This window comes from Isoptericola variabilis, assembly GCF_050311655.1.
Lineage (GTDB): Bacteria > Actinomycetota > Actinomycetes > Actinomycetales > Cellulomonadaceae > Isoptericola > Isoptericola variabilis.
On record NZ_JBNOZM010000002.1, the window covers coordinates 175,999 to 201,040 of the forward strand.

Consider the following 25,042-nt stretch of genomic DNA (forward strand, 5'->3'; position numbering starts at 1 on the left):
GGGCCGACGATGTCCCGACCACCATTGAGCATGACGCGCCCGCGTGCGGGCGTGCAGGAGGACGGTGTTGATGACCACGCCGCAGCATCGGGTCGCGCGGCCCTCGGCCCAGGGCCTCTACGACCCCGCGTCCGAGCACGACGCGTGCGGTGTCGCGTTCGTCGCGACCCTGCGCGGGACGCCCGGCCGCGACATCGTGGACGCGGGCCTGACCGCCCTGCTGAACCTCGACCACCGCGGAGCGGTGGGCGCCGAGGAGAACAGCGGTGACGGGGCAGGGATCCTCACGCAGATCCCGGACGCCTTCGTGCGCGACGTCGTCGCCGCGGAGCTCCCGCCCGCCGGCCACTACGCCATCGGCATGGCGTTCCTGCCCCAGGACGTCGCCGAGGCCGACGCGGCCGCGCGCCGGTTCGAGGCGATCGCCGCGGAGGAGAAGCTCGACGTCCTCGCCTGGCGCGACGTGCCGGTCACGGCCGACCTGGTCGGCCCGACGGCACGCGCCTCGATGCCCCTGTTCCGGCAGGTCGTCGTGGCGGACCCGTCGCGCGAGCTGTCGGGCCTCGAGCTCGATCGGCGCACGTACCGCCTGCGCAAGCGCGCGCAGAACGAGCTCGACCTGTTCCTCGCCTCGCTGTCGAGCCGCACCCTCACGTACAAGGGCATGCTCACGACGGCGCAGCTCGAGCCGTTCTTCCCCGACCTGAGCGACCCGCGCTACGCGTCGGAGATCGCGCTGGTCCACTCCCGGTTCTCGACGAACACCTTCCCGTCGTGGCCGCTGGCGCAGCCGTTCCGGCTCGTGGCGCACAACGGCGAGATCAACACCGTGCGCGGCAACCGCAACTGGATGGCCGCCCGCGAGAGCACCATGGCCAGCGAGGTGCTCGGCGACCTGACGCCCCTGCTGCCCGTGTGCACGGAGGGGTCGAGCGACTCGGCCAGCTTCGACGAGGTGCTGGAACTGCTGCACCTGTCCGGCCGCTCGCTGCCCCACGCGGTGCTGATGATGATCCCGGAGGCGTGGGAGAACCACGCCGAGATGGACCCTGCCCGGCGCGCGTTCTACCAGTACCACGCGAACCTCATGGAGCCGTGGGACGGCCCCGCCTGCCTCACGTTCACCGACGGCACCCTCATCGGTGCCGTCCTCGACCGCAACGGCCTGCGACCGGGTCGCTACTGGGTCACGGAGGACGGCCTCGTCGTCCTCGCGTCGGAAGCCGGCGTCCTGGACCTCGACCCCGCCACGATCGTGCGCAAGGGCCGCCTCGAGCCGGGCCGCATGTTCCTCGTCGACACGGCGCAGGGCAGGATCGTGGAGGACGACGAGCTCAAGTCGCAGCTCGCCGCCCAGCGCCCCTACGGCGAGTGGATCGCCGGCAACACGATCACGCTGGACTCGCTGCCGGAGCGCGAGCACGTCGCGCACTCGCCCGCGTCCGTGCAGCGGCGGCAGCGCGCCTTCGGGTACACCACCGAGGAGCTGAAGATCCTCCTCACGCCGATGGCCGACACGGGCGCCGAGGCGCTCGGCGCCATGGGCTCGGACACCCCGATCGCCGTCCTGTCGAGCCGGCCGCGGCTCCTGTTCGACTACTTCACGCAGATGTTCGCCCAGGTGACGAACCCGCCGCTCGACTCGATCCGCGAGCAGCTCGTCACGGCGATCGACAGCACGATCGGGCCGGAGCCGAACCTCCTCGAGGAGGTCGCGAGCCACGCCCGCAAGCTCGACCTGCCGTTCCCGGTGCTCGACAACGACGAGCTCGCCAAGATCGTGCGCATCGACCGCGACCCGCGGCTGGAGGGCGAGTTCCGCGCCGGCATCGTGCGCGGCCTCTACGAGGTGTCCGGCGGCGGCAAGGCGCTGCAGGCCCGGCTGGAGGAGATCTTCGCCCAGGTCGACGCGGACATCGCGGCAGGCGTGACGCACGTCGTGCTGTCCGACCGTGACTCCGACTCGGAGCTCGCGCCGATCCCGTCGCTGCTGCTGACCAGCGCCGTGCACCACCACCTGCTGCGCCAGGGCACGCGCACCCGGATCTCACTCGTCGTGGAGGCCGGCGACGTGCGCGAGGTGCACCACGTCGCGCTCCTCATCGGGTACGGCGCCGCCGCGGTGAACCCGTACCTCGCGATGGAGACGGTGGAGGACCTCGCGCTGCGCGGCTACCTCGCCGTCACGCCCGAGAAGGCCGTCGCCAACCTCATCACCGCGCTCGGCAAGGGCGTGCTCAAGGTGATGAGCAAGATGGGCATCTCGACGATCATGTCCTACCGCGGGGCGCAGATCTTCGAGGCCGTCGGTCTCTCGCACGAGCTGGTCGAGGACTACTTCACCGGCACGACGAGCCGCCTGGCCGGCATCGGCCTGGACGTCATCGCGGCCGAGGTGGCGGCGCGGCACGCGGAGGCGTACCCGGCGTCGGGCAACCACGCGGCCCACCAGCGGCTGACCAGCGGCGGCGAGTACCAGTGGCGCCGGGACGGGGAGGAGCACCTCTTCGACCCCGAGACCGTCTTCCGGCTGCAGCACGCGACCCGCACCGGGCGGATGGACATCTTCCGCCAGTACACGCGGCGCGTGGACGAGCAGTCCCGCCGGCTCATGACGCTGCGCGGCCTGCTGCGCTTCACGCCCGACCGCGAGCCGGTGCCGATCGACGAGGTCGAGCCCGTCGAGGAGATCGTCAAGCGGTTCAACACCGGCGCGATGTCGTACGGGTCGATCTCCGCGGAGGCGCACGAGACGCTCGCGATCGCCATGAACCGCCTCGGCGGCCGGTCCAACACCGGCGAGGGCGGCGAGGACCCGGAGCGCCTGTACGACCCGGAGCGCCGCTCGCGGGTCAAGCAGATCGCGTCGGGCCGGTTCGGCGTGACGAGCGAGTACCTCACGAACGCCGACGACATCCAGATCAAGCTCGCCCAGGGCGCCAAGCCGGGCGAGGGCGGCCAGCTGCCCGGGCCCAAGGTGTACCCGTGGGTCGCCAAGACGCGGCACTCGACGCCCGGCGTCGGCCTCATCTCGCCGCCGCCGCACCACGACATCTACTCGATCGAGGACCTGGCGCAGCTCATCCACGACGCCAAGAACGCCAACCCGGACGCACGGGTCCACGTCAAGCTCGTCTCCGAGTTCGGCGTCGGCACCGTGGCGACGGGCGTGTCCAAGGCGCACGCGGACGTCGTGCTCATCTCGGGGCACGACGGCGGCACGGGCGCGAGCCCGCTGACGTCGCTCAAGCACGCGGGCACGCCCTGGGAGATCGGCCTCGCCGAGACCCAGCAGACCCTCGTGCTCAACAACCTGCGCGACCGCATCGTCGTGCAGGTGGACGGGCAGATGAAGACGGGGCGCGACGTCGTCGTGGCCGCGCTGCTCGGCGCCGAGGAGTTCGGCTTCGCCACGGCGCCGATGGTCGTCTCGGGCTGCGTCATGATGCGCGTCTGCCACCTGGACACCTGCCCGGTCGGCGTGGCGACGCAGAACCCGGAGCTGCGCAAGCGGTTCACGGGCAAGCCGGAGTTCGTCGTGAACTTCTTCGAGTTCATCGCGCAGGAGGTGCGCGAGCACCTCGCGTCCCTTGGCTTCCGGTCGATCGAGGAGGCCGTCGGGCACGTCGAGGCCCTCGACACCCGCAAGGCCGTCGACCACTGGAAGGCGCAGGGCCTGGACCTCGCGCCGGTGCTCGCCGTGCCGGAGCCGGCGCCGGGCACCACGCTGCACCAGGTGGCGACCCAGGACCACGGCCTGGCCAAGGCGCTGGACAACCGGCTGATCGAGCAGGCGCGCCCCGCGCTCGAGGACGCGCTGCCCGTGAAGATCGAGCTGCCGGTGCGCAACGTCAACCGGACGGTCGGCACGATGCTCGGCCACGAGGTGACCAAGCGGTACCGCGGCGCGGGCCTGCCGGACGACACGATCGACGTGACGCTCACGGGCTCCGCCGGTCAGTCGCTCGGGGCGTTCCTGCCCCGCGGCGTCACGCTGCGGCTGTACGGCGACGCCAACGACTACGTCGGCAAGGGTCTGTCGGGCGGCCGGATCGTCGTGCGGCCGGACCGGTCCGCGGTGCTCGAGGGCGCCGCGAACGTCGTGGCGGGCAACGTCATCGGCTACGGCGCGACGTCGGGCGAGATCCTGCTGCGGGGGCGCGTCGGCGAGCGGTTCGCCGTGCGCAACTCCGGCGCGACGCTGGTCACCGAGGGCGTGGGCGACCACGGCTGCGAGTACATGACCGGCGGGACGGTGCTGGTGCTCGGCCCCACGGGCCGCAACTTCGGCGCCGGCATGTCGGGCGGCGTGGCGTACGTGCTCAACCTGCGCGACGTCGCGATGAACATCCAGGCGGTGACGAGCGGCGAGCTCGAGGTGGGCGCGCTGGACGACGCCGACTGGGACGTCGTGCGGGGCCTGCTGGAGCGGCACCTGGAGGAGACCGGCTCGCCCGTGGCGGCCGAGCTCCTCGAGGACGACGGCGCACGGGCGCGCTTCTCGCGCGTCCTGCCCGCGGGCTGGGCCCGCGTGCGCGCCGCGCTGGCCGACGCCGAGGCCGCCGGGAAGACGCTGGGCGAGGGCGACGACTTCGACCCGGCGATGTGGGAGCAGATCATGGAGGTGGCGCGTGGCTGACCCCCGCGGATTCCTGAAGGTGCGGGAGCGCGAGCTCCCGCCGAACCGCCCCGTCGAGGTGCGGCTGCGTGACTGGAAGGACACGCACGCCCACCGCGAGGAGGGGCAGCCGTTCCTCAAGGAGCAGGCGGGCCGCTGCATGGACTGCGGCATCCCGTTCTGCCACCAGGGCTGCCCGCTCGGGAACCTCATCCCCGAGTGGAACGACCTCGTCTGGCGCGACCAGTGGGCCGACGCGATCGAGCGCCTGCACGCGACCAACAACTTCCCGGAGTTCACCGGGCGCGTCTGCCCGGCCCCGTGCGAGACGAGCTGCGTGCTGGGCATCAACCAGCCCGCGGTGACGATCAAGAACGTCGAGGTCTCGATCATCGACGAGGCGTTCGAGCGCGGCCTGGTGACGCCGCAGGTCCCGCAGCGCCTCACGGGCTCGACGGTCGCCGTCGTCGGTTCCGGCCCGGCCGGGCTGGCCGCCGCCCAGCAGCTCACGCGCGCCGGCCACACGGTCGTCGTGTACGAGCGGGACGACGCGATCGGCGGCCTGCTGCGCTACGGCATCCCCGACTTCAAGCTCGAGAAGCACCACATCGACCGGCGCCTCGAGCAGATGGAGGCCGAGGGCACCCGCTTCCGCCCCGGCGTGGCCATCGGCCGCGACATCACCTGGGACGCGCTGCGCCGCCGGTTCGACGCCGTGGTCGTGGCCACCGGCGCCACCGTGCCGCGCGAGCTCCCGCTGCCCGGCCGTGAGCTGGGCGGCGTGCACTTCGCGATGGACCTCCTCACCCCGGCCAACAAGGCCGCCGCGGGGAACCCCGTCGAGGGGGCGCCGTCGGCCGCGGGCAAGCACGTCGTGATCATCGGCGGCGGCGACACGGGCTCGGACTGCCTCGGCACGTCGCTGCGGCAGGGTGCGGCCAGCGTCACCACGCTGGCGATCGGCAAGAAGCCGCCGCTCGAGCGGCCCGCGAGCCAGCCCTGGCCGACCGACCCGATCGTCTTCGAGGTCTCGACGTCCCACGAGGAGGGCGGGGAGCGCAGCTACCTGGCCTCGACGGTAGAGTTCGTGGGCGGCGAGGACGGGAACGTCCGGGCCCTGAAGGTCGCGGAGACCGAGTACCTGCCGGACGGCCGGCGGGTGCCCAAGGAGGGCACCGAGCGGGAGATCCCGGCGGACCTGGTCCTCATCGCCATGGGGTTCACCGGCCCCGAGACCGACGAGCTGGTGACCCAGACCGGCGCGGAGCTCACGACGCGCGGGCTGGTGCGGCGCGGCGACGACTACGCCACCAGCCTGCCCGGCGTGTACGCGACGGGTGACGCGGGCCGCGGGCAGTCGCTGATCGTCTGGGCGATCGCCGAGGGTCGCGCCACGGCGGCCGCCGTGGACGCCTACCTGCAGGGCAGCTCCGAGCTGCCCGCGCCGGTCGGCCCGCGGACGGTCGCGCTGCGAGGATAAGAAGAACAACGACGAAGCAGTACCCGGGTGCCGTTCGGGCACCCGGGCGCCGCCCCGGCTCGCGCCGGGGCGGATCGACGACGAGGCTGGAGACATGCGCAGAGCGAAGATCGTGTGCACCATCGGACCCGCGACGGCGTCCCCGACCAAGCTCCGTGAGCTGGTCGACGCGGGCATGGACGTGGCCCGGATCAACCGGAGCCACGGGGAGCAGGCGGAGCACGAGGCCGTCTACCGTGGTGTGCGAGAGGCGGCGAAGGAGTCCGGCCGCAACGTCGCAGTCCTCGTCGACCTCCAGGGCCCGAAGATCCGACTCGGCCGGTTCGCGGGCGACCAGAAGCACTACCTCAACGAGGGCGACACCTTCACCATCACCACGGAGGACGTGGAGGGCACGAAGGAGCTCGTCTCGACGACCCACAAGGGGCTGGCGCAGGACGCCCGCGTCGGCGACCCGCTCCTCATCGACGACGGCAAGGTGCGCGTGCGGGTCACCGCCGTGGAGGGCCCGCGCGTCGTGACGACCGTCGAGGTCGCCGGCCCGGTCTCGAACAACAAGGGCATCAACCTCCCCGGCGTCGCGGTCTCCGTGCCGGCGCTGTCGGAGAAGGACACGGACGACCTGCGCTGGGCGCTGCGCATGGGCGCCGACATCATCGCGCTGTCGTTCGTGCGGTCCGCGAAGGACTACGACGACGTCGCGGCGATCATGGCGGAGGAGGGCCGCACGGTCCCCGTCGTCGCGAAGATCGAGAAGCCGCAGGCCGTGGAGAACCTGGAGGAGGTCGTCGCGGCCTTCGACGGCTTCATGGTGGCCCGCGGCGACCTCGCCGTGGAGATGCCGCTGGAGCAGGTGCCGCTGGTGCAGAAGCGCATCGTGGAGCTGGCCCGCCGCAACGCCAAGCCGGTGATCGTCGCGACCCAGGTGCTGGAGTCGATGACCACCAGCCCGACGCCGACGCGCGCCGAGGCGTCCGACTGCGCCAACGCGGTGCTCGACGGCGCGGACGCGGTCATGCTGTCCGGCGAGACCAGCGTGGGCGACTACCCGATCATCACGGTCCAGACGATGGCCCGGATCATCGAGGCCACGGAGGAGATGGGCCGCGAGCGGATCGCGCCGCTGGGCTCCTCGCCGCACACCCGCGGCGGCGTCATCACCCGCGCGGCCGCCGAGATCGGCGACTCGCTCGGCGTGAAGTACCTCGTGACGTTCACCCAGTCGGGCGACTCGGCCAAGCGCATGTCGCGCCTGCGCTCGGGCATCCCGCTGCTGGCGTTCACGCCGGAGGAGAGCGTGCGCAACGTCCTCGCGCTCACCTGGGGCACCACGACCTACCAGGTGCCGAAGGTCGAGAGCGTCGACGCGATGGTCGGCCAGGTCGACTCCACGCTCCGCGCCAACGGGCTCGCCGAGCCCGGCGACCGCGTCGTGATCGTCTCCGGCGCCCCCGTGGGCGTGCCCGGCACGACGAACTCGATCCTCGTGCACCAGGTCGGCAGCCACTCCGACGTCTGAGCGCACGCGAAGCGCAGCACGTGACACGCCCCCGGCGTCGTCGTACCCGCGCCGATCAGCGGCTCACGAGCCGCCACCCGTCCGCGCGGAACGCCTCGGGCGACGCCTCCCCGTCGAGCAGGAGGGCGCCCTTCGCGCGCGCGACGACGTCGTCGACCAGGACTCCGCGGCCCAGGTACAGCGGGTCGGTCACGACGCGCCAGCGCAGCTCCAGGTCGCCGGGCGGCAGCGGGGCCCTCGCCTGCGCCCAGCGGCGCGTGCCCGAGCCCGACGTCGTGCCGTCGGGACGGTCGACCGGGCCGCGGTCGCGGACGGTGAACGGCAGCGGCGCCCAGGTCGCCCCGCCGTCGGCGGAGGTCTCCAGGTGCAGCAGGTCCGTCTCCTCCGTGTCGAGGTAGAGGTCGAACGCCAGCCGGCCGCCGGTCGCGGGCACGTCGAGCGAGGTGGTGAGGGTCGACGTCGTGGCGTCCTCGTCGCCCGAGAACCAGGCGTCGTTGCCGCGGTGCGGCTCGACGCCCTGGGCGTGGGCGAGGCCGTGCGCCCACTCCCGGCGGGCCGGGTTGATGCTGCCCGAGTCGCGCGACGGGTGCACGCGGTTGGTGAGCAGGATCGCGAACGAGTGCGTGTCGAAGTCGATGACGATCGACGTCCCCGTGTAGCCGGTGTGCCCGGCCGTGCGCGGCCCCGACATCGCGTCCATGTACCACCGTTGGTCGAGCTCGAAGCCGAGCCCGTGGGCGTCGCCGGGGAAGGCGCCGTTGACGTCGGTGACCATGAGACGCACCGACGCAGGGGACAGGATGCGCGCCGTGCCGTACCGGCCGCCGTTGAGCAGCGCCTGGGACAGGACCGCCAGGTCCCCGGCGGTCGAGAACACGCCCGCGTGCCCGGCGACCCCGCCGAGGGACCAGGCGTTCTCGTCGTGCACCTCGCCCCGGACGACGCCGCGCGCCGGGCTGGCCTGGTACTCCGTGGCCGCCGTACGGTCCACGGCGGTCGGGTTGTACCCGGTGTCGGTCATGCCGAGCGGGCCGGTGATGCGGTCGGCCACGGCCTGGTCGAGCGGCTCGCCCCGGAGGCGCTCCACGAGCACGCCGAGGCTGATGAGGTTGAGGTCGCTGTACAGGTAGCGCGTGCCGGGCGGCGCGTCGAGGGGCTGCGCCATGACCGCCGCGATCCGGGACTCGCGGTCGGGGTATGCGCTCCACAGCGGCAACCACGCGACGAAGCCGGAGGTGTGGGTGAGCAGCTGGCGCACCGTGACCTCCTCCTTGCCGCCGGCCGCGAACTCGGGCAGGTAGGTGGCGAGGGGCTCGTCGAGGCCGACGCGCCCCTCCTCGACCAGCTGGACGACGGCGATCGACGTGAACAGCTTCGACACCGAGGCCAGGTCGAAGATCGTGTCCTCGCGCATCGGCACGCGCTGGTCGTCGGGGAGGGGCGCCCCCTGGTCGCCGTAGGCGACGGCCCAGCCGCTGGCGTCGGTCCGGACGATCGCTCCGTCGTGCCCCATGAGGCCCACGGCGCCGGGGTAGAGCGGGTACCGCGCGGAGCCGGCGGGCACCTCGTGCGCGCGGACCTGCGCGACGGCGGCCTCGATCGGTGCCGGGTCCAGCCCGACGTCGGCCGGGTCGGCCGTCGTGAGCGTGGTGGACGGCGGCATGAACCGCACGGCAGGGCCTCCGTCGTCGGCCGCGGCGGACACCCCCTGGACGACCGGGACCACGAGGAGCCCGGCGACCAGGCCGGCCGCGACCCCCGCACGCCGCCTCGGGCGCTCCGGGCCCCTCATGAGCGCGGCCCGCGGTAGAGCAGGTACTGCTGGCGCCGACGGTCGAACTCCGCGAGCTCGTCCTGCCACGCGGCGACGACGTCGTCCGTGGTGGCCCCGGCGTCGATCTGCTGCCGCAGGCGCGGCGAGCCGGTGAGCTTGTCGATCCAGAACGGCCGCGCCGGGTCCCAGGAGTCCTCGCGCCAGGCGAACTCGGGGTACAGCCCCGCCGCGGTCACGAGCATCGCGACGCCGGTACGCACCGGGTCGAACCGGGCGGGGTCGTCGACCGTGACCTGCACGCCGCCGCAGACCGTGCCCGCGTGCTTGTTGAACGTGGGGTTGAAGTACGCCTCCCGGAAGAGGACGCCCGGCAGCCCCGCCTCGGTGAGCGCGGCCGCCCACCGGTGGTCGACGTAGGGCGCACCGATCAGCTCGAAGGGTCGGGTGGTGCCGCGCCCCTCGGACAGGTTCGTGCCCTCGAACATGCAGGTCCCCGGGTAGGCGAGCGCCGTGTCCGGGGTGGGCATGTTGGGGCTGGGCATGACGAAGTCGAGCCCGGTGCCGGCGAACGTCACGTCCCGGCGCCAGCCGGCGACCTCGACGACGTCGAGCCGGTCCAGGCGCGCCCCTGCGACGTCGGGCAGGAACTCGCCGTCGAAGAACCGGGCGAGCTCCCCGACGGTCATGCCGTGGGCCTGCACGATCTCCTTCGCGCCGACGCCCGAGGTGTACCCGGCCGCCATCATCGGCCCGCGGGCGGTGCCGCCCACGGGGTTCGGACGGTCGAGGACGACGAAGCGGGAGCCGGTCGCGACGGCCGCCTGCATGGCCGTCCACATCGTCCAGATGTACGTGTAGAAGCGGGCTCCGACGTCCTGGATGTCGAAGACGACGGTCTCGACGTCCGCGGCACGGAACAGCTCGGTCATCTTCGCCACGCCGGCGCCGTAGGCGTCGTAGACGGTCAGGCCGGTGCGCTCGTCGACGAACGTTCCCTCCGAGCCGCCCGCCTGGGCCGTGCCGCGGAAGCCGTGCTCGGGCCCGAAGACGCCGACGAGGTCGACCGCGCCCGACGCGTGCATCTCGTCGACGACGTTGCGCAGGCTGCGCAGCACCCCGGTCGGGTTGGTGATCACGCCGACCCGCTCGCCGGCGAGGACCGACCAGCCGTCGGCGTGCGCGCGGTCGGCGCCGGGGACGACGGACCGGGCGGGGACGCCGGCCGCCGCCGGCGTGGTGGCGCGCGGTGCCGCCTGGGCGGCGGACGCGGCGAACGGGGCGCTCGCGGCGCCCAGGAGGGTGCCGGTGAGGAGCTGCCGTCGGCCGAGCCGCGGGCCTCGTGGCTCCGGCCGTTCCTGGCTCTCCGGCGGGGCTGAGCCGACGGCGGGGTGGTCGTTGCGCATCGTCAGGGTCCTTCCTGCCTCGTGCTGGTGCAGGACACGGCGCCGGCCGCGCCGTCGCGGCCCGGGTCGGTCGTCCTGCCAGGGGGCGTCGGCGTCGTCGCCGTCGCGGTGGGCTCGTCGCCCCCTCGCCTCGTTGCGGGGGAGCGGCGACGCCGGACACGTGCGGGTGGTCAAGGTTTGCCTCAGAAGGGCTCGCTCCTGAAAGTTACCGACATCGCAGGGCAGCGGCAAGGGTTCGCGCGCGGGGCGGGATCGCGGGCGTCGGTGGACGCGGGGCGGCGTGGACGCAGGGGTGCCCCGGGTGGGATTCGAACCCACACTGGATCGGGTTTGAGCCGATTGCCTCTGCCGGTTGGGCTACCGGGGCGCGCCGCCCATCCAACCACGCGCGCGGGGCGGGGGCCGAACCGTCCGACCGCTGGTCGGCGGCGCGACCCGTCGCCCTCGTCACACCCGGCACGGGACGCGGCGGTCCCTCACGACCACTAGGATGGACGGGTGACCGACGAGAAGCCCCACGACGCGAAGCCCGAGGCGACGGTGCCGCTCGACCTGCCGCCCCTGATCGACCAGGAGCCCGAAGCCCCGAAGACGCCGGAGCGACCCGCGCGTCGCGCGGTCGTCGTCGAGGACGAGGCCCTCATCCGGATGGACGTCGTCGAGACGCTCCGCGAGGCGGGCTTCGACGTCGTCGGCGAGGCGGGCGACGGCGAGACCGCGGTGCGGCTCGCCACCGAGCTGAAGCCCGACGTCGTCGTGATGGACGTCAAGATGCCCGAGCTCGACGGCATCTCGGCGGCCGAGCGGATCGGCAAGGCGCACGCCGCCCCCGTCGTCCTGCTCACCGCGTTCTCCCAGACCGAGCTCGTCGAGCGGGCGCGCGACGCCGGCGCGATGGCGTACGTCGTCAAGCCGTTCACCCCGGCGGACCTGCTGCCGGCGGTGGAGATCGCGATCTCCCGCTACCAGCAGATCGGGGCGCTGGAGGCCGAGGTCGCCGACCTCACCGAACGGTTCGAGACGCGCAAGCGCGTGGACCGCGCGAAGGGCCTGCTGATGACCAAGATGGGTCTGAGCGAGCCGGAGTCCTTCCGCTGGATCCAGAAGACGTCGATGGACCGCCGCCTCACGATGCGCGAGGTCGCGGACGCCGTCATCGAGCAGGTCGGCGGAGCCTGATCCGCACCACGGTGGCCCGGTCGCAGGAGGAGTCCTGCGACCGGGCCACTGCCCATTGTGCGGCGGGCGGCCGGGTCGCTATCGTCGCCTGGGTGTCGTGACCAATCTGTGATATTCATGCTTCAACGACCGTGACCCCGGGGCTGCCGGGGCGGGTCCCCTGCACGGGTGGGAAGGCCCCCGCCGCGCCCGGGGGAGGGACGGTCATTTCGTCGAGGAGGTGCCGATGCGTGCAGCGGTCGAGGTCCGGCCGGTCGAGCAGGACGACATGATCGACGTCGCGCGCCTGGCCGAGCGTGCCGCCGAGGAGTCGCCGTCGGCCGTGCAGGGAGCCCCCTCGGACGCCTCTCGCCTGCTGGAGCACCTGAGCGTGCTGCTGGGCGCGGGCGGACAGGTGCTCGTCGCGCGCCACGAGGGCGAGATCTGCGGCTTCGCCGTGCTGCGCGTCATCGACCCGCTGCTGTTCGCGACGAGCACGAGCCTGTACGTCGACGCCGTGTTCGTCAGCCCGTCGGCCCGGCGCCGCGGTGTCGGGCACGCGCTGCTGGCGGCCGCGGCCGCCGTGGCGGGGGAGCGGGGCGCCGAGAACGTCTACTGCGCGCCGGCCCCGGGTGCCCGCGGGATGCACCGCTTCCTCGCCCGGCTGGGCTTCGCTCCCACGTCGGGTCACCGCGTGGTGGCCACGGCGACGCTGCAGCGCCGGCTCGTCCAGGAGAACCCCCGCGCGACGCGCACGGCGGTCCGCGTGGGGCGTCGTGAGGCGACCCGCGCGGCGATCGAAGACCTCGTCGCGCGTCGCCGCCGGGCGCGTGCCGCGGGCCTGCCGACCGGGCCGGTCGACCTGCGCGCCTTCCAGGCGGAGCGCGACGCCGCGCTGCGTGCGGCGGCCGAGCGGACGGCCGAGCGCGACGACGTCGTCGACGGCGACGACGTGACCGCGCTGGGCGTCGTGCCGCGACGCGACGCGGCGAGCGAGTCCATCCCGTCCTGAGCGGGCCCTCCCGTCCTCGGCGATACCTCAGCGGGCGTCGAGGACCATGCACGTGAGTCGCGCCGTGCAGACCCGGCGGCCGTCGTCGTCGGTGACGACGATCTCGTAGGCGGCCGTCGACCGCCCGAGGTGCAGAGCGGTGGCCACGCCGTGCACGCTCCCGGACCGCACCCCGCGGTGGTGCGTCGCGTTGAGCTCCAGGCCCACCGCGGCGCGCCCCGGACCGGCGTGCTGCTGCGCGGCGACGGAGCCGAGGGTCTCCGCGAGCGACGCCGTCGCGCCGCCGTGCAGCAGGCCCGCGGGCTGGGTGTTCCCGGCCACCGGCATGGTCCCGGCGGTGCGGTCGGCGGCCACCTCCGTGAGCCGGATCCCGAGGCGCTCGATGAGAGTCCCCTCCGCGGCGGTGGTCCACTCCTCGAGGGTGCGGGGGAACCGGGGTGCTTCGGCGGTGGTGTCAGACATGCGGGATAGGTTGGCACCCGTGACGACCTCCGCGCGAACCGGGACCCGCCCACGCCTCCTGCTCATCGACGGCCACTCCATGGCGTACCGCGCGTTCTTCGCGCTGCCGGACACGCTAGTGACGTCCAGCGGCCAGGTGACGAACGCGGTCTACGGGTTCACCTCGATGCTGACGAACCTGCTGCGCGACGAGCAGCCGACGCACGCCGCCGTCGCCTTCGACGCCGGCCGGGTGACGTTCCGCACCGAGCGGTTCCCCGAGTACAAGGGCAACCGGGACGCGACCCCCGAGGTGTTCCGCGGCCAGGTGCCGCTCATCAAGGAGGTGCTCGAGGCGCTGCGCATCCCCGCGCTGCAGCGTGAGGGCATCGAGGCCGACGACATCCTGGCCACGCTCGCGCGCGAGGGTCGCGAGGCGGGCTTCGACGTCCTCGTCTGCTCCGGTGACCGCGACTCGCTGCAGCTCGTCACCGAGGACGTCACGGTGCTGTACCCGAAGCGCGGCGTGTCCGAGCTGGCGCGCATGACGCCGGAGGCCGTCGCCGAGAAGTACGGCGTCCCGCCGCAGCAGTACCCCGACCTGGCGGCCCTCGTGGGCGAGTCGAGCGACAACCTCCCGGGCGTGCCCGGCGTCGGCCCCAAGACGGCGGCCAAGTGGGTGACGACCTACGGCGGCCTCGAGCCGCTGCTCGAGCACGTCGACGAGCTGAAGGGCAAGGCGGCCGGGAACCTCCGGGAGGCCGTCGACCAGGTGCGCCTCAACCGCGAGCTCAACCGGCTGCTGGACGAGGTGGAGCTGCCGCTGACGGTGGCCGACCTGGGTCTCGCCGGGTTCGACCGTGAGGCGGTGCACCGGGTGTCGGACACCCTGCAGTTCGGCGCCCTGCGCGACCGGCTGCTCGCGGCGGACCCGTCCGCGGAGCCCGCCGAGGCGGCCGAGGTCGCGGGCGTGCAGGTCGCGCTCGCCGCGCTCGAGCCGGGCGGTCTGGGCGCCTGGTTGGCGGCACGCTCCGGGCGCCCGCTCGGGCTCGAGGTCACGGGGACGCCGACGCCGGGCGCCGGGGACGCGTGGGACGTCGCGCTCGCCGACGACCATGACGGGGAGACCTCGGCGGCGGTCGTCGACCTGGCCGACGTGACGCCGGAGGACGAGCGGGCGCTCGCGACGTGGCTCGCCGACCCGGCGGCACCGAAGGTGGTGCACGGCGCCAAGGCCGCCTGGCACGAGCTGGCCGGGCGCGGCCTCGACCTGCAGGGCGTCTCCTTCGACACCGAGCTCGCGGCCTACCTCTGCTACCCCGACCAGCGCGGCTACGACCTCGCCGACCTCACGGTGCGGCTGCTGGGGCGGGAGCTGTCCGCGGGGGAGACGCCCGACGCCGCGGGGCAGGGCGCTCTCGACCTCGCGCTCGACGGCGGCGACGAGGACCCGCGTGCCCGCCAGGCGGCGGTGCGGGCGGCGGCCGTGGTCGACCTGGCCCAGGCGCTGTCCGGGCAGCTCGAGGACCGGGGCGCCGCGGGCCTGCTCACCGACCTGGAGCTGCCGCTCACGGCCGTGCTCGGCCGGATGGAGGCCACGGGCATCGCGGCCGACGTCGAGTACCTCACGGAGCTCGAGAAGCAGTTCGCGTCGATGGTGGCGGACGCGGCCGCGGACGCCTACGACGTGATCGGCCGGCAGGTGAACCTCGGCAGCCCGAAGCAGCTGCAGGAGGTGCTGTTCGACCAGCTCGGCATGCCCAAGACCAAGAAGATCAAGACGGGCTACACCACCGACGCGGCGTCCCTGCAGGACCTGTACGTCAAGACCGAGCACCCGTTCCTCGAGCACCTGCTGGCGCACCGCGACGCGACCCGGCTGCGCTCCACGGTCGAGGGTCTGCTGAAGTCCGTGGCGCCCGACGGGCGGATCCACACCACGTTCCAGCAGACGATCGCGGCGACGGGGCGCCTGAGCTCCACCGACCCGAACCTGCAGAACATCCCGATCCGCACGGAGGAGGGTCGGCGCATCCGCCGTGCCTTCCGGGTCGGCGAGGGCTACGAGACGCTGCTCACGGCCGACTACAGCCAGATCGAGATGCGCATCATGGCGCACCTGTCCGGGGACGAGGGGCTGATCGAGGCCTTCCGGTCCGGCGAGGACCTGCACCGGTACGTGGGCTCCCGCGTGTTCGAGGTGGCGCCCGAGGACGTCACGCCCGAGATGCGCTCGAAGATCAAGGCGATGAGCTACGGGCTGGCGTACGGGCTGAGCGCCTTCGGTCTGTCGCAGCAGCTCACCATCCCGACCGGCGAGGCGCAGTCGTTGATGGACGACTACTTCACCCGGTTCGGCGGGGTGCGCGACTACCTCACCGGCGTGGTCGAGGAGGCGCGGGCCACGGGGTACACCGCGACGATCCTGGGCCGCCGCCGCTACCTGCCCGACCTCACGAGCGACAACCGGCAGCGTCGTCAGATGGCCGAGCGCATGGCGCTCAACGCGCCGATCCAGGGCAGCGCCGCCGACATCATCAAGGTCGCGATGCTCGGCGTGCAGCGTGAGCTCGACGAGCGGGGCCTCGCGTCGCGGCTGCTGCTGCAGGTGCACGACGAGCTCGTCGTCGAGGTCGCGCCGGGGGAGCGGGAGGCTGCCGAGGACGTGCTGCGCTCGCAGATGGGCTCCGCGGTGGAGCTCGACGTGCCGCTCGACGTCTCCGTCGGCGCGGGGGCGACCTGGCACGACGCCGGGCACTGACGGTCCGAGCGGCGCACGGCGACAGACGCCGGACACGACGGGGAGACGACGATGGACCTGGGGCCGGCCCGCGCGGTCGCCGACCACGAGATACCGTCGCGGCCGCCGCTGCGCGTCGCGCCGGGCGACGAGGTGCGGGTCGGCGACCGCGACGACACCTGGCCCGCGTTCGTCTTCGTGACGACGGGCGACGACGGCAGCGGGTGGGTGCCCGCGAGATACCTGGACGACGCCCGCCCGGTGGCGGTGGTGCGCACGGCGTACGACACCCAGGAGCTCGCGGTGGCCGAGGGCGACTCCGTGGAGGTCGCCGCGGACGACCCGGAGTCCGGGTGGAGCTGGTGCGTGGCCGGGGACGGTCGTGCGGGCTGGGTGCCGCACCGGGCGCTCGGCCCGGCCTGAGCGGCGCCGGGGCCGCGGATCAGTCCTTGGTCGTGACGAAGATCGCCGTGCCGGGCAGCACGGCGCCGCGCTCCGGGCTCCAGCCGCCCCACGTGGCCCTGTTCCAGTGCGGCCACTCGGGCTCGACGACGTCGCGCAGGCGCAGGCCGGCGGCGGCGACGTCGCGCACGTGGTCGCCGACCGTGCGGTGGTACTCGGCGTAGCGGACGTCGCCCAGGTCGTCGGTCTCGACGTAGGGGCGGCGGTCGAAGTACGAGCGGTGCACGGTGAGGCCGCGCGCGGTCGGGTCGTCGGGGAACGCCCAGCGCACGGGGTGCGTCACGGAGAACACCCACCGGCCCCCCGGGCGCAGCACGCGGGCGGCCTCGGCGTGCACTCGCGTCGCGTCCGCCACGAACGGGATCGCCCCGTACGAGGTGAACAGGACGTCGGCGGTGGCGGAGGCGAACGGGAGCGACCGGGCGTCGGCCTGCACCAGCGGGACCTGCGTACCGGTGGCGGCGTTGAGCCGGGCCGCACCGGCGAGCATCCGCGCGGAGACGTCGGTGGCCACGACCCGGGCACCGCTGCCGGCCAGCCAGCGCGAGCAGTGCGCGGCCCCGGCGCCGAGCTCGACGACCCGGGCGCCGTCGACGTCGCCGAGCAGGCCGGCCTCCGCCTCGGTGAGCCCCTCCGGGCCCCAGCGGAAGCCCGCGTCACCGAGGAACTCCCCGTGCTCGGCGAGGTACTCGTCGGCGTTCTCGTCCCACCACCCGCGCGCTGCCGCGTTGCCGGCGTCGTCGGGGACGTCGTCGTACCCCGCGCGCGTGACGGGACGGGGCGCGGGAGGATTGTCGCTCACCCGGCCATCGTGGCACGGGGGCCGCGTTGACCCCTCGCCTGGCCATCGATAAGATTGTCCGCGGTGCAGTGCGCCCGGGGACATCCCTGAGCTCGAATCGCCGTCGTCACGACGGCCGGCGGATCGATCATCACGTCGACAACCCGGTGCCCTCGCCACAGACCCTGTCCGCACTACGTCCTGTCCGCATCGGAGCATCTACTCAATGACCATCTCCACCACGAAGTCCGCCCCGCAGGTTGCCGTCAACGACATCGGCACCGAGGAGGACTTCCTTGCCGCCGTCGACGCCACCATCAAGTACTTCAACGATGGTGACATCGTGGAAGGCACGATCGTCAAGGTCGACCGCGACGAGGTCCTCCTCGACATCGGTTACAAGACGGAGGGCGTCATCCCGTCCCGGGAGCTCTCCATCAAGCACGACGTGGACCCGGGCGAGGTCGTCGCCGTGGGTGACGCCGTCGAGGCTCTCGTCCTCCAGAAGGAGGACAAGGAGGGTCGCCTGATCCTGTCGAAGAAGCGCGCCCAGTACGAGCGCGCCTGGGGCACGATCGAGAAGATCAAGGAGGAGGACGGCGTCGTCACCGGCACCGTCATCGAGGTCGTCAAGGGTGGCCTCATCCTCGACATCGGTCTTCGTGGCTTCCTCCCCGCCTCCCTCGTGGAGATGCGTCGCGTCCGCGACCTCGCGCCGTACGTCGGCAAGGAGATCGAGGCCAAGATCATCGAGCTCGACAAGAACCGCAACAACGTGGTCCTGTCGCGCCGTGCCTGGCTCGAGCAGACGCAGTCCGAGGTCCGCTCCACCTTCCTGCAGACGCTGCAGAAGGGTCAGGTGCGCCCCGGTGTCGTCTCCTCGATCGTCAACTTCGGTGCGTTCGTGGACCTCGGCGGCGTCGACGGTCTGGTGCACGTCTCGGAGCTGTCCTGGAAGCACATCGACCACCCGTCCGAGGTCGTCGAGGTGGGCCAGGAGGTCACCGTCGAGGTGCTCGACGTCGACCACGACCGCGAGCGCGTCTCCCTGTCGCTGAAGGCGACGCAGGAGGACCCGTGGCAGACCTTCGCCCGCACGCACGCCATCGGCCAGGTCGTGCCCGGCAAGGTCACGAAGCTCGTGCCGTTCGGTGCGTTCGTCCGCGTCGAGGACGGCATCGAGGGCCTGGTGCACATCTCCGAGCTGGCCGTCCGCCACGTCGAGCTGCCCGAGCAGGTCGTCAGCGTCGGTGCCGAGGTGTTCGTCAAGGTCATCGACATCGACCTCGAGCGTCGCCGCATCTCGCTGTCGCTGAAGCAGGCCAACGAGGGCATGGACCCGGAGTCCGAGGACTTCGACCCGGCGCTCTACGGCATGGCTGCCGAGTACGACGAGAACGGCGAGTACAAGTACCCCGAGGGCTTCGACCCGGAGACCAACGAGTGGCTCGAGGGCTTCGAGACGCAGCGCGAGGCCTGGGAGGCGGAGTACGCCAAGGCGCACGCCCGCTGGGAGGCGCACCGCGAGCAGGTCCGTGCGGCCATCGCGGCGGACGCCGACGCGGCCGTGAACGACGCGGTCCCCGGTGGCGGCTCCAGCAGCTCGTCCTCCTCCTACTCGTCGGCCCCGCCGGCGCAGGAGGCCGCGGGCACGCTCGCCTCGGACGAGGCGCTCGCCGCGCTCCGCGAGAAGCTCACCGGCAACTGACACCGCACGGGTCGTCCGCGACCCACCGGTAGCCACGGCGGCCCGTCACCCCTCGGGGTGGCGGGCCGCCGTCGTGCGTCCGGGCGCGGGTCCGGGGGAGGAGGGGCCCGGCTCGCGGTGTGCCCCGGCGGCCGCTGCTCGGTCGGGGTCGTCAGTCGGGCGGGGTCGCCGCGGCGTCGGCGAACTGGGTCGCGTAGAGCTCCGCGTACAGGCCGCCCTCGGCGAGCAGCTCGGTGTGCGTCCCGGTCTCCACCACGCGGCCCTCGGCGAGGACGACGATGGCGTCCGCGGCGCGGACCGTCGACAACCGGTGGGCGATGACCAGGGACGTGCGCCCGGCGAGAGCCTGGTCGAGCGCGGCCTGGACGGCGGCCTCGGACTCCGAGTCCAGGTGCGCGGTCGCCTCGTCGAGGACGACCACGTCGGGCGCCTTGAGCAGCAGCCGCGCGATGGCGAGGCGCTGACGCTCCCCGCCGGACAGACGGTAGCCGCGGTCGCCGACGACCGTGTCCACGCCCTCGGGCAGCCGGGCCACCAGGTCCCAGATCCGGGCCTGGCGCAGCGCCTGCTCGAGCTCGTCGTCCGTCGCCTCGGGGCGGGCGAAGCGGAGGTTGGCGGCCACCGTGTCGTGGAAGAGGTGCGCCTCCTGCGCGACGACGCCGACCGTGCCGCGCAGCGACGCGGCCGTGACGTCGCGGAGGTCCTGGCCGGCGATGCGGACGGCGCCGGACGTGGGGTCGTAGAGGCGGGAGACGAGCTGCGAGACGGTGGTCTTGCCGGCGCCCGACGGCCCGACGAGCGCCACCATCGCACCGGCGGGCACGCAGAAGGACACGTCCCGCAGCGTGTTGCCGGTGGGGTCCGAGCGCAGCGTCGCCACCGACTCCAGGGAGGCGAGGGAGACCTCGTCGGCCCGCGGGTACCGGAACGTCACGTGGTCGAGCTCGACGGACGCGCCCCGGTCGGCCACCGCGGTCCGCAGATCCGCGGCGCCGGGCTTCTCGGCGAGCGCCGGCTCGAGGTCGAGCACCTCGAGCACGCGCTCGAAGCTGACGAGCGCCGTCATGACGTCGACCTGCACGTTCGACATCGCCGTGAGCGGTCCGTAGAGACGACCGAGGTACGCGGTGAGGGCGACGACCGTGCCGACGGTGAGCTCGCCGGCGACGGCCTGCAGCCCGCCGAGGCCGTAGACCAGCGCGATCGCGACCGAGGCCATGGTCGTGAGGCCCACGCGGAACCAGGTCCCCAGCAGGGCCGTCCGGACGCCGAGGTCGCGCAGCTGCCGCACCTGCGCGGCGTACCGGGCGCTCTCCGCCGCCGGGTCGCCGAACACCTTGACCAGGTGGGCGCCGGCCACGTTGAAGCGTTCGTTCATCATCTGCCCGGCGTCGGCGTTGAGGTCGTACCCGGTCCGCGCGAGCGCGGCGAGGCGCCGGCCGAACCAGCGCGCCGGGAGGACGAACACGGGCAGCAGGACGAGGGACACGAGGGTGAGCCGCCAGGACATGGCGACCATCGCGGCCAGGGTGAAGGTGATCGTCAGCCCGTTCGAGACGACGGTCTGCAGCGTCGACGTGAACGCCTGCTGCGCGCCGAGGACGTCGCCGTTGAGGCGCTGCACCAGGGCTCCGGTGCGGGCCCGTGCGAAAAAGGCGAGCGGCATCCGTTGGACGTGGTCGAAGACGGCGGTCCGCAGGTCGAGGATCAGGCCTTCACCGACCCGGGAGGACAACCAGCGCTCCGCCACCGCCAGCGCCGCGGAGGCCAGGGCGATCCCCGCGGCCGCGGCGGCCATCGACACGACGATCGCGCGGTCGCCGTGGGCGATACCGTCGTCGATGAGCCGGCGGAACAGCAGCGGCGTCGCGGCGCCGGCCCCCGCGCTGAGCACCAGCAGGCCGACGAACCCGACGAGCTGGGCCCGGTACGGGCGGGCGAAGGCGAGGATCCGCCGGAGGGTGGGGCCCGTCAGACGTCGGTCGGTGACCGACGAGTCCTTCAGGTACGAGCGCATCATTCCTCCGCCCGCCATGCCACCCCCCTCGTGCGCCGCGGCCCGGCACCGCGGACGTTCATGGCGGGAAGCCTACGCCGGGGGCAGGATGGGCCCATGCTTCGCATCGGCCTCACGGGCGGCATCGCCGCAGGCAAGTCCGTCGTCGCGCGCCGCCTCGCCGAGCTGGGTGCCGTCGTCATCGATCACGACGTCCTCGCCCGGGAGGTGGTGGAGCCCGGGACGGTGGGGCTCGAGGAGGTCGTGGACGCCTTCGGCGAGGGCGTCCTCGCGGCGGACGGCTCCCTCGACCGCCCGGCGCTCGGGCGGCTGGTCTTCGACGACGCCGCCGCCCGTGCGCGGCTCGAGGGCATCCTGCACCCGGAGATCCGCCGCCTCGCCGCCGAGCGGGAGGCGCTCGCCGGGGCCGCGGACGACCGGGCCGTCGTGGTCCACGACATCCCGCTGCTGGTCGAGACCGGGCAGGCGGACCGCTTCCACCTGCTCGTGGTCGTGCACGCGCCGGCGGAGCTGCGGGTCGCGCGACTCGTCGACGGGCGCGGCCTCGACGAGTCGGCCGCGCGGGCGCGAGTCGGGGCGCAGGCGACGGACGAGGAGCGGACGGCCGTCGCGGACGTCGTGCTGGACGGCTCCGGGCCGGTGGACGGGCTGCGGGAGCAGGTCGACGCGCTGTGGGAGCGGCTCCGCAGCGAGGTGGAGCAGGAGTCCGAGGGCGAGGCCTCCCGGGCCTGAACGGGCTCCCGGCCGTACCGCGACACCGTCCGGACGACGCCACGTCCCGACGACCACACCGTCACCACGACGACGACGCCCGGCCGGGGCCCCCGGCCGGGCGCCGTCGTGCCGGGCGGTCAGCCCCGGCGTCGGCGGGCGGCGAGCAGCGCGAGCGTCCCGCCGCCCACCAGGAGCGCGGCGAGGGCGACGGCGGTCGCCACCTGGGCTCCCGTGCGGGGCAGGGTCCCGTCGTCACCCGAGCCCGTGCCCCCGCCCGTTCCCGTGTCCGGGCGGGGTGCGGTGGTGCTGCTCGACGGCGTGGGTGTGCTCGGCGCGGGGGTCGAGTCGCTCAGGCTGGGCGCGGGCGTGCTCTCCGACGGGCTGGGCGACGGGGACGGGACGGTCGGGGTGAACGTGTTCGTCACGGTCACGACGGTGGCGCCGGCGCCGTCCTCGGTGACGGTGAGCTCACCGGCCGGGGCGATCGACGAGGCCCACGTGCCGGCGTCGTCGGAGACGTCGTCCTCGGCGACGTCGCAGGTGGTGCCGACGGGGAAGCCGTCGACGACGACGGACCCGCCGCCCGCGAGGCTCCAGGCGCCCGACGCGTCGCCCGCGAGGTTCTCGGCGGAGCAGGTCCAGGTGCCGGAGAACTCACGGACCGTCGCGGCCGAGGCGTCGCCGTCCACGACCTTGGTCACGGTGAACCCGCCGACCGGCTCCGTGCTGAACGTGTTGGTCACGGTGACGGCGGCGACGTCGGTCGGGTCCTCGCTGCCGATCGTGATCTCGTCCGGGGTGATGTCGGCGACCCAGGTGCCCGCCGGGTCGTCGACCTCGGGCTCGCTGATCGCGCAGGTCGTCCCCACGGGCAGGCCGCCGATCGGGTCGGAGGTCTCGCCGCCCGCGAGCGTCACGGTACCGCCGGTCTGCGTGCCGTCGGGCGCGGTGCAGACCCAGTCGACGGTGAACTCGTCGACCGTGCCGCCCTCGCCGCCTGCGACCTCCTTGGTGATCGTGAACGCGCCGACCGTGCTGGTGAACGTGTTGGTCACCGTCACGACCTGGGCAGACGCCTCGCCGTCGGTGATGGTGAGCTCACCGGCCGGGGCGATCGTCGACTCCCAGGTGCCGTTGGCGTCGTTGATCTCGTCCTCGGTGACCTCGCACGTGGTGCCGGCCGGGAAGCCGTCGAGGGCGAGCTCCTCGCCGTCCGCGAGGGACCACGTGCCGGAGGCGTCGCCGTCCGTGTTCGGGGCGGAGCAGGTCCACGTCCCGGTGAACTCGGTGGTCGAGGCACCGTGGTCGCCGGCGACCTCCTTCGTGACGGTGAACCCACCGCGCTGCAGCGTCGCCGTGTTGGTGACGGAGACGTCCACGACCGTGCCCGTGACTCCGATCATGACCGGGTTCGGGCTGATCACCGGGTCGCCCCACCCCACGTCGTCGACGCCGGGGAACGTCGGCTCGGAGAGGGTGACCTCGTCGCCCTCGGCCAGGTCGGACGGCCCCGTGACCGCCGCCCCGTCGGCCTCGACCTCCAGCGTGCCGGTGCGGCCCAGGTTCGGGGAGCCGGCGGGCCCGGTCACCTCCCAGCCGACGGTGAACGTCGTGCCGTCCGGGACCGCGGACGCCCCGTCGCCGTCGAGCGCCTTGGACACCGCGAACGTGCCGGAGGTCGTCTGGACGCAGCCCAGCGCGCCGTCGAACGGGTAGGCGTGGAACTCCTTGCCGGAGCCGCCGAGGGTGTTCGAGTGGACGAGGTCGCCGGGCGTGTAGGTACGCCCGTTGACGCCGGAGTAGCTCTGGTCGAGGGTGGACGACGCGCTGCCGACGAGGAGGGAGCCGGGCAGCTGGGCGCCGCCACCCAGGGTGAGGTCGGTCGAGAAGGGGTAGTTCCACAGGATCGACCGGACGTCCTGCAGGGAAGTCTCGCCGCCGTTCCAGGTGACGCTGCCGACGACCTGGCGGACCGGGCCCTCGGCCAGGGTGTTGATCAGCACGGTCGCCCCGTCGGCGACGCCGGTGATGTCGACCTGCACGCCGGTCGTCCCGGAACCGAGGGTCGCGGGCAGGTCGAACACGACGAGGTCGCCGCTGCCGTCGCTCGTGAGGGTGACGTCGTCGCCCGTCTGGGTGAAGGTGCCGTGCTCGAGGCCGAGGGTGCCGCCGGCGTTGACCACGGAGGTCGCGCTGGTCGTGCTCAGCTCGGCGTAGCACTGCTGGGAGTACCGGGCCATCTTCCCCGTCCCGCCGAAGAGGTCGGTGTAGTGGTCCGTGTCGATCACGCCGACGTCGTCGAAGAGCTGGTTCTGGAACTGGGTCGGCGGGTCCTGGTGGGCCGAGTCGACGGTGCCGAGCTGACCGAACGGGCTGCTCGAGGCGTCGTACGACGGGTCACGGAACTGGTGCGCGCCGCCCACGCGGATCGTGCCGGTGCGGTACGGGGCGATCGAGCTGCCTACGATGACGTTGGCTGGCTCGGGGGCCTGGTTCACCGACGGGTTCGCCACGGTGAGGTCGCCGCCGACGACGAGCATGTCCGCACGGTCGGCCGGGGTGACGAGGGAGCCCACGCCGACGACGCCGACGTTGTAGGGGCGTCGCTCGAAGAGCGCGTCGCCCTGGACGACGTGCAGGCCCTCGCTCTCCGCGGCGCCGTCGGTCGCGGTGAAGTCGCCGCCGACGATGACGTTGGGAGCGTTGTCGGTGCCCTGCGAGCCGGCCGTCGCGGGCGGCCACTGCCACCCCGTGCAGCTGTCGTCCGACTCAGGGTCGGGCACGCACGGTCCCCACGAACCCGGGGTGTCGCCGCCCGCGGCGGGGCCGGGCAGGATGCCCGCGGCGGGCGGGAGGAGGTCCGGGGGCGCCGCGTCCGCCACGCCCACGGGGAGGGCGGCGGACCCGCTGAACGCCAACGCGCCGAGCAGAGCCGCGACGGCGGTGGTCGCCCCCGCGCGGCGTCGGCGTCGGGCGACGGGAGTGGCGTCGGCGGTCGTCGTGGGACGGCTGCGGCGGCCGCCGCGCGGGGTGGTCATGCATCACTCCTGCAGGTCGGCGCGGACCACCGGCGCACTGGCTCCGACCCGGAAGTTCCACGCCTCGTCGGGCACTTCGCCGAAACGGTACCGAGGCGAGTCCGGGTCCGCGCGTCGAACCTCCTGTGAGGCCGCCGACACCGTCGCCCCGGGTCAGCAGGGCAACGGCGCCGGCGG

The 25,042-nt window shown here is 73.4% G+C and carries 15 protein-coding genes and 1 tRNA gene; 9 read left to right on the forward strand and 7 right to left on the reverse strand.

The features are described from left to right. Positions 1-70: 70 nt before the first annotated feature. From gltB to pyk, 3 genes are all read left to right on the forward strand, one after another. Positions 71-4,639: a glutamate synthase large subunit gene (gltB, locus tag ACQP60_RS05245; RefSeq protein ID WP_429729093.1), complete on the forward strand. Its 4,569-nt coding sequence runs from the start codon at positions 71-73 to the stop codon at positions 4,637-4,639. After that, positions 4,632-6,098 (forward strand): glutamate synthase subunit beta, encoded by a 1,467-nt coding sequence (locus ACQP60_RS05250; protein WP_429729095.1) that lies wholly within the window; start codon positions 4,632-4,634, stop codon positions 6,096-6,098. Before gltB ends, ACQP60_RS05250 begins: the two co-directional genes overlap by 8 nt. 94 nt (positions 6,099-6,192) lie before the next feature. Beyond that, the gene (gene pyk / locus ACQP60_RS05255; RefSeq protein WP_429729096.1) at positions 6,193-7,617 is read left to right on the forward strand and encodes a pyruvate kinase; all 1,425 of its coding nucleotides are present in this window, start codon (positions 6,193-6,195) and stop codon (positions 7,615-7,617) included. Positions 7,618-7,672: 55 nt separating this feature from the next. Here pyk and ACQP60_RS05260 read toward each other — a convergent pair whose 3' ends face one another. The 3 genes from ACQP60_RS05260 to ACQP60_RS05270 all read right to left on the reverse strand — a co-directional run bounded on the left by ACQP60_RS05260 (position 7,673) and on the right by ACQP60_RS05270 (position 11,161). Continuing rightward, a complete protein-coding gene (locus ACQP60_RS05260) occupies positions 7,673-9,409 on the reverse strand; it encodes a serine hydrolase domain-containing protein (RefSeq protein ID WP_429729098.1) in 1,737 nt (578 codons plus the stop codon). Continuing rightward, positions 9,406-10,794, reverse strand: a complete 1,389-nt coding sequence (locus ACQP60_RS05265; protein WP_429729100.1) for an exo-beta-N-acetylmuramidase NamZ family protein — start codon at positions 10,792-10,794, stop codon at positions 9,406-9,408. The genes ACQP60_RS05260 and ACQP60_RS05265 overlap by 4 nt, the downstream gene beginning before the upstream one ends. Positions 10,795-11,087: 293 nt before the next feature. Then, positions 11,088-11,161 (reverse strand) — tRNA-Leu (locus ACQP60_RS05270). A 185-nt stretch (positions 11,162-11,346) separates the two neighbouring features. Here ACQP60_RS05270 and ACQP60_RS05275 point away from each other — a divergent pair. Together ACQP60_RS05275 and ACQP60_RS05280 are read left to right on the forward strand one after the other, a co-directional pair. After that, positions 11,347-11,973 (forward strand): ANTAR domain-containing response regulator, encoded by a 627-nt coding sequence (locus ACQP60_RS05275; RefSeq protein ID WP_429729957.1) that lies wholly within the window; start codon positions 11,347-11,349, stop codon positions 11,971-11,973. Positions 11,974-12,199: 226 nt separating this feature from the next. After that, the gene (locus ACQP60_RS05280; protein ID WP_429729102.1) at positions 12,200-12,964 is read left to right on the forward strand and encodes a GNAT family N-acetyltransferase; all 765 of its coding nucleotides are present in this window, start codon (positions 12,200-12,202) and stop codon (positions 12,962-12,964) included. 27 nt (positions 12,965-12,991) lie between these two features. Here ACQP60_RS05280 and ACQP60_RS05285 read toward each other — a convergent pair whose 3' ends face one another. After that, positions 12,992-13,426 carry a hotdog fold thioesterase gene (locus ACQP60_RS05285; RefSeq protein ID WP_429729104.1) on the reverse strand — a complete coding sequence of 145 codons (435 nt, stop codon included), beginning with the start codon at positions 13,424-13,426 and terminating at the stop codon, positions 12,992-12,994. Between ACQP60_RS05285 and polA the strand changes: the two genes are divergently transcribed. Together polA and ACQP60_RS05295 are read left to right on the forward strand one after the other, a co-directional pair. Next, positions 13,425-16,166: a DNA polymerase I gene (gene polA, locus ACQP60_RS05290; RefSeq protein WP_429729105.1), complete on the forward strand. Its 2,742-nt coding sequence runs from the start codon at positions 13,425-13,427 to the stop codon at positions 16,164-16,166. The two genes, ACQP60_RS05285 and polA, sit on opposite strands and share 2 nt — an antisense overlap. 51 nt (positions 16,167-16,217) lie before the next feature. Next, entirely contained in the window at positions 16,218-16,568 is a 351-nt protein-coding gene (locus ACQP60_RS05295; protein ID WP_429729107.1) for an SH3 domain-containing protein, read from the forward strand. Between the two features lie 19 nt (positions 16,569-16,587). Here ACQP60_RS05295 and ACQP60_RS05300 read toward each other — a convergent pair whose 3' ends face one another. Beyond that, positions 16,588-17,409 (reverse strand): class I SAM-dependent methyltransferase, encoded by an 822-nt coding sequence (locus ACQP60_RS05300; protein WP_429729109.1) that lies wholly within the window; start codon positions 17,407-17,409, stop codon positions 16,588-16,590. A 205-nt stretch (positions 17,410-17,614) separates the two neighbouring features. Between ACQP60_RS05300 and rpsA the strand changes: the two genes are divergently transcribed. Next, positions 17,615-19,096, forward strand: a complete 1,482-nt coding sequence (gene rpsA / locus ACQP60_RS05305) for a 30S ribosomal protein S1 (RefSeq protein WP_429729111.1) — start codon at positions 17,615-17,617, stop codon at positions 19,094-19,096. A gap of 151 nt (positions 19,097-19,247) precedes the next feature. Here rpsA and ACQP60_RS05310 read toward each other — a convergent pair whose 3' ends face one another. Next, on the reverse strand, positions 19,248-21,131 hold the full coding sequence (locus tag ACQP60_RS05310; RefSeq protein ID WP_429729112.1) for an ABC transporter ATP-binding protein: 1,884 nt from the start codon (positions 21,129-21,131) through the stop codon (positions 19,248-19,250). Positions 21,132-21,209: 78 nt separating this feature from the next. On the opposite strand from ACQP60_RS05310, the gene coaE reads away from it, so the two are divergent. Next, complete coding sequence (gene coaE / locus ACQP60_RS05315; RefSeq protein ID WP_429729114.1) at positions 21,210-21,845, forward strand: dephospho-CoA kinase; 636 nt, start codon at positions 21,210-21,212, stop codon at positions 21,843-21,845. A 119-nt stretch (positions 21,846-21,964) separates the two neighbouring features. Here the strand turns inward: coaE and ACQP60_RS05320 are convergent, their stop codons facing one another. Further along, positions 21,965-24,865: a DUF5979 domain-containing protein gene (locus ACQP60_RS05320; protein WP_429729116.1), complete on the reverse strand. Its 2,901-nt coding sequence runs from the start codon at positions 24,863-24,865 to the stop codon at positions 21,965-21,967. Positions 24,866-25,042 lie beyond the last annotated feature (177 nt).

Bases quoted from the DNA above. Each gene is read 5' to 3' on its own strand.
- rpsA (WP_429729111.1), top strand. From the start codon at position 17,615: ATGACCATCTCCACCACGAAGTCCGCCCCGCAGGTTGCCGTCAACGAC.
- ACQP60_RS05280 (WP_429729102.1), top strand. From the start codon at position 12,200: ATGCGTGCAGCGGTCGAGGTCCGGCCGGTCGAGCAGGACGACATGATC.
- ACQP60_RS05320 (WP_429729116.1), bottom strand. From the start codon at position 24,865: ATGACCACCCCGCGCGGCGGCCGCCGCAGCCGTCCCACGACGACCGCC.
- pyk (WP_429729096.1), top strand. From the start codon at position 6,193: ATGCGCAGAGCGAAGATCGTGTGCACCATCGGACCCGCGACGGCGTCC.
- gltB (WP_429729093.1), top strand. From the start codon at position 71: ATGACCACGCCGCAGCATCGGGTCGCGCGGCCCTCGGCCCAGGGCCTC.
- ACQP60_RS05310 (WP_429729112.1), bottom strand. From the start codon at position 21,131: ATGGCGGGCGGAGGAATGATGCGCTCGTACCTGAAGGACTCGTCGGTC.
- ACQP60_RS05260 (WP_429729098.1), bottom strand. From the start codon at position 9,409: ATGAGGGGCCCGGAGCGCCCGAGGCGGCGTGCGGGGGTCGCGGCCGGC.
- ACQP60_RS05265 (WP_429729100.1), bottom strand. From the start codon at position 10,794: ATGCGCAACGACCACCCCGCCGTCGGCTCAGCCCCGCCGGAGAGCCAG.
- ACQP60_RS05295 (WP_429729107.1), top strand. From the start codon at position 16,218: ATGGACCTGGGGCCGGCCCGCGCGGTCGCCGACCACGAGATACCGTCG.
- ACQP60_RS05285 (WP_429729104.1), bottom strand. From the start codon at position 13,426: ATGTCTGACACCACCGCCGAAGCACCCCGGTTCCCCCGCACCCTCGAG.
- coaE (WP_429729114.1), top strand. From the start codon at position 21,210: ATGCTTCGCATCGGCCTCACGGGCGGCATCGCCGCAGGCAAGTCCGTC.
- polA (WP_429729105.1), top strand. From the start codon at position 13,425: ATGCGGGATAGGTTGGCACCCGTGACGACCTCCGCGCGAACCGGGACC.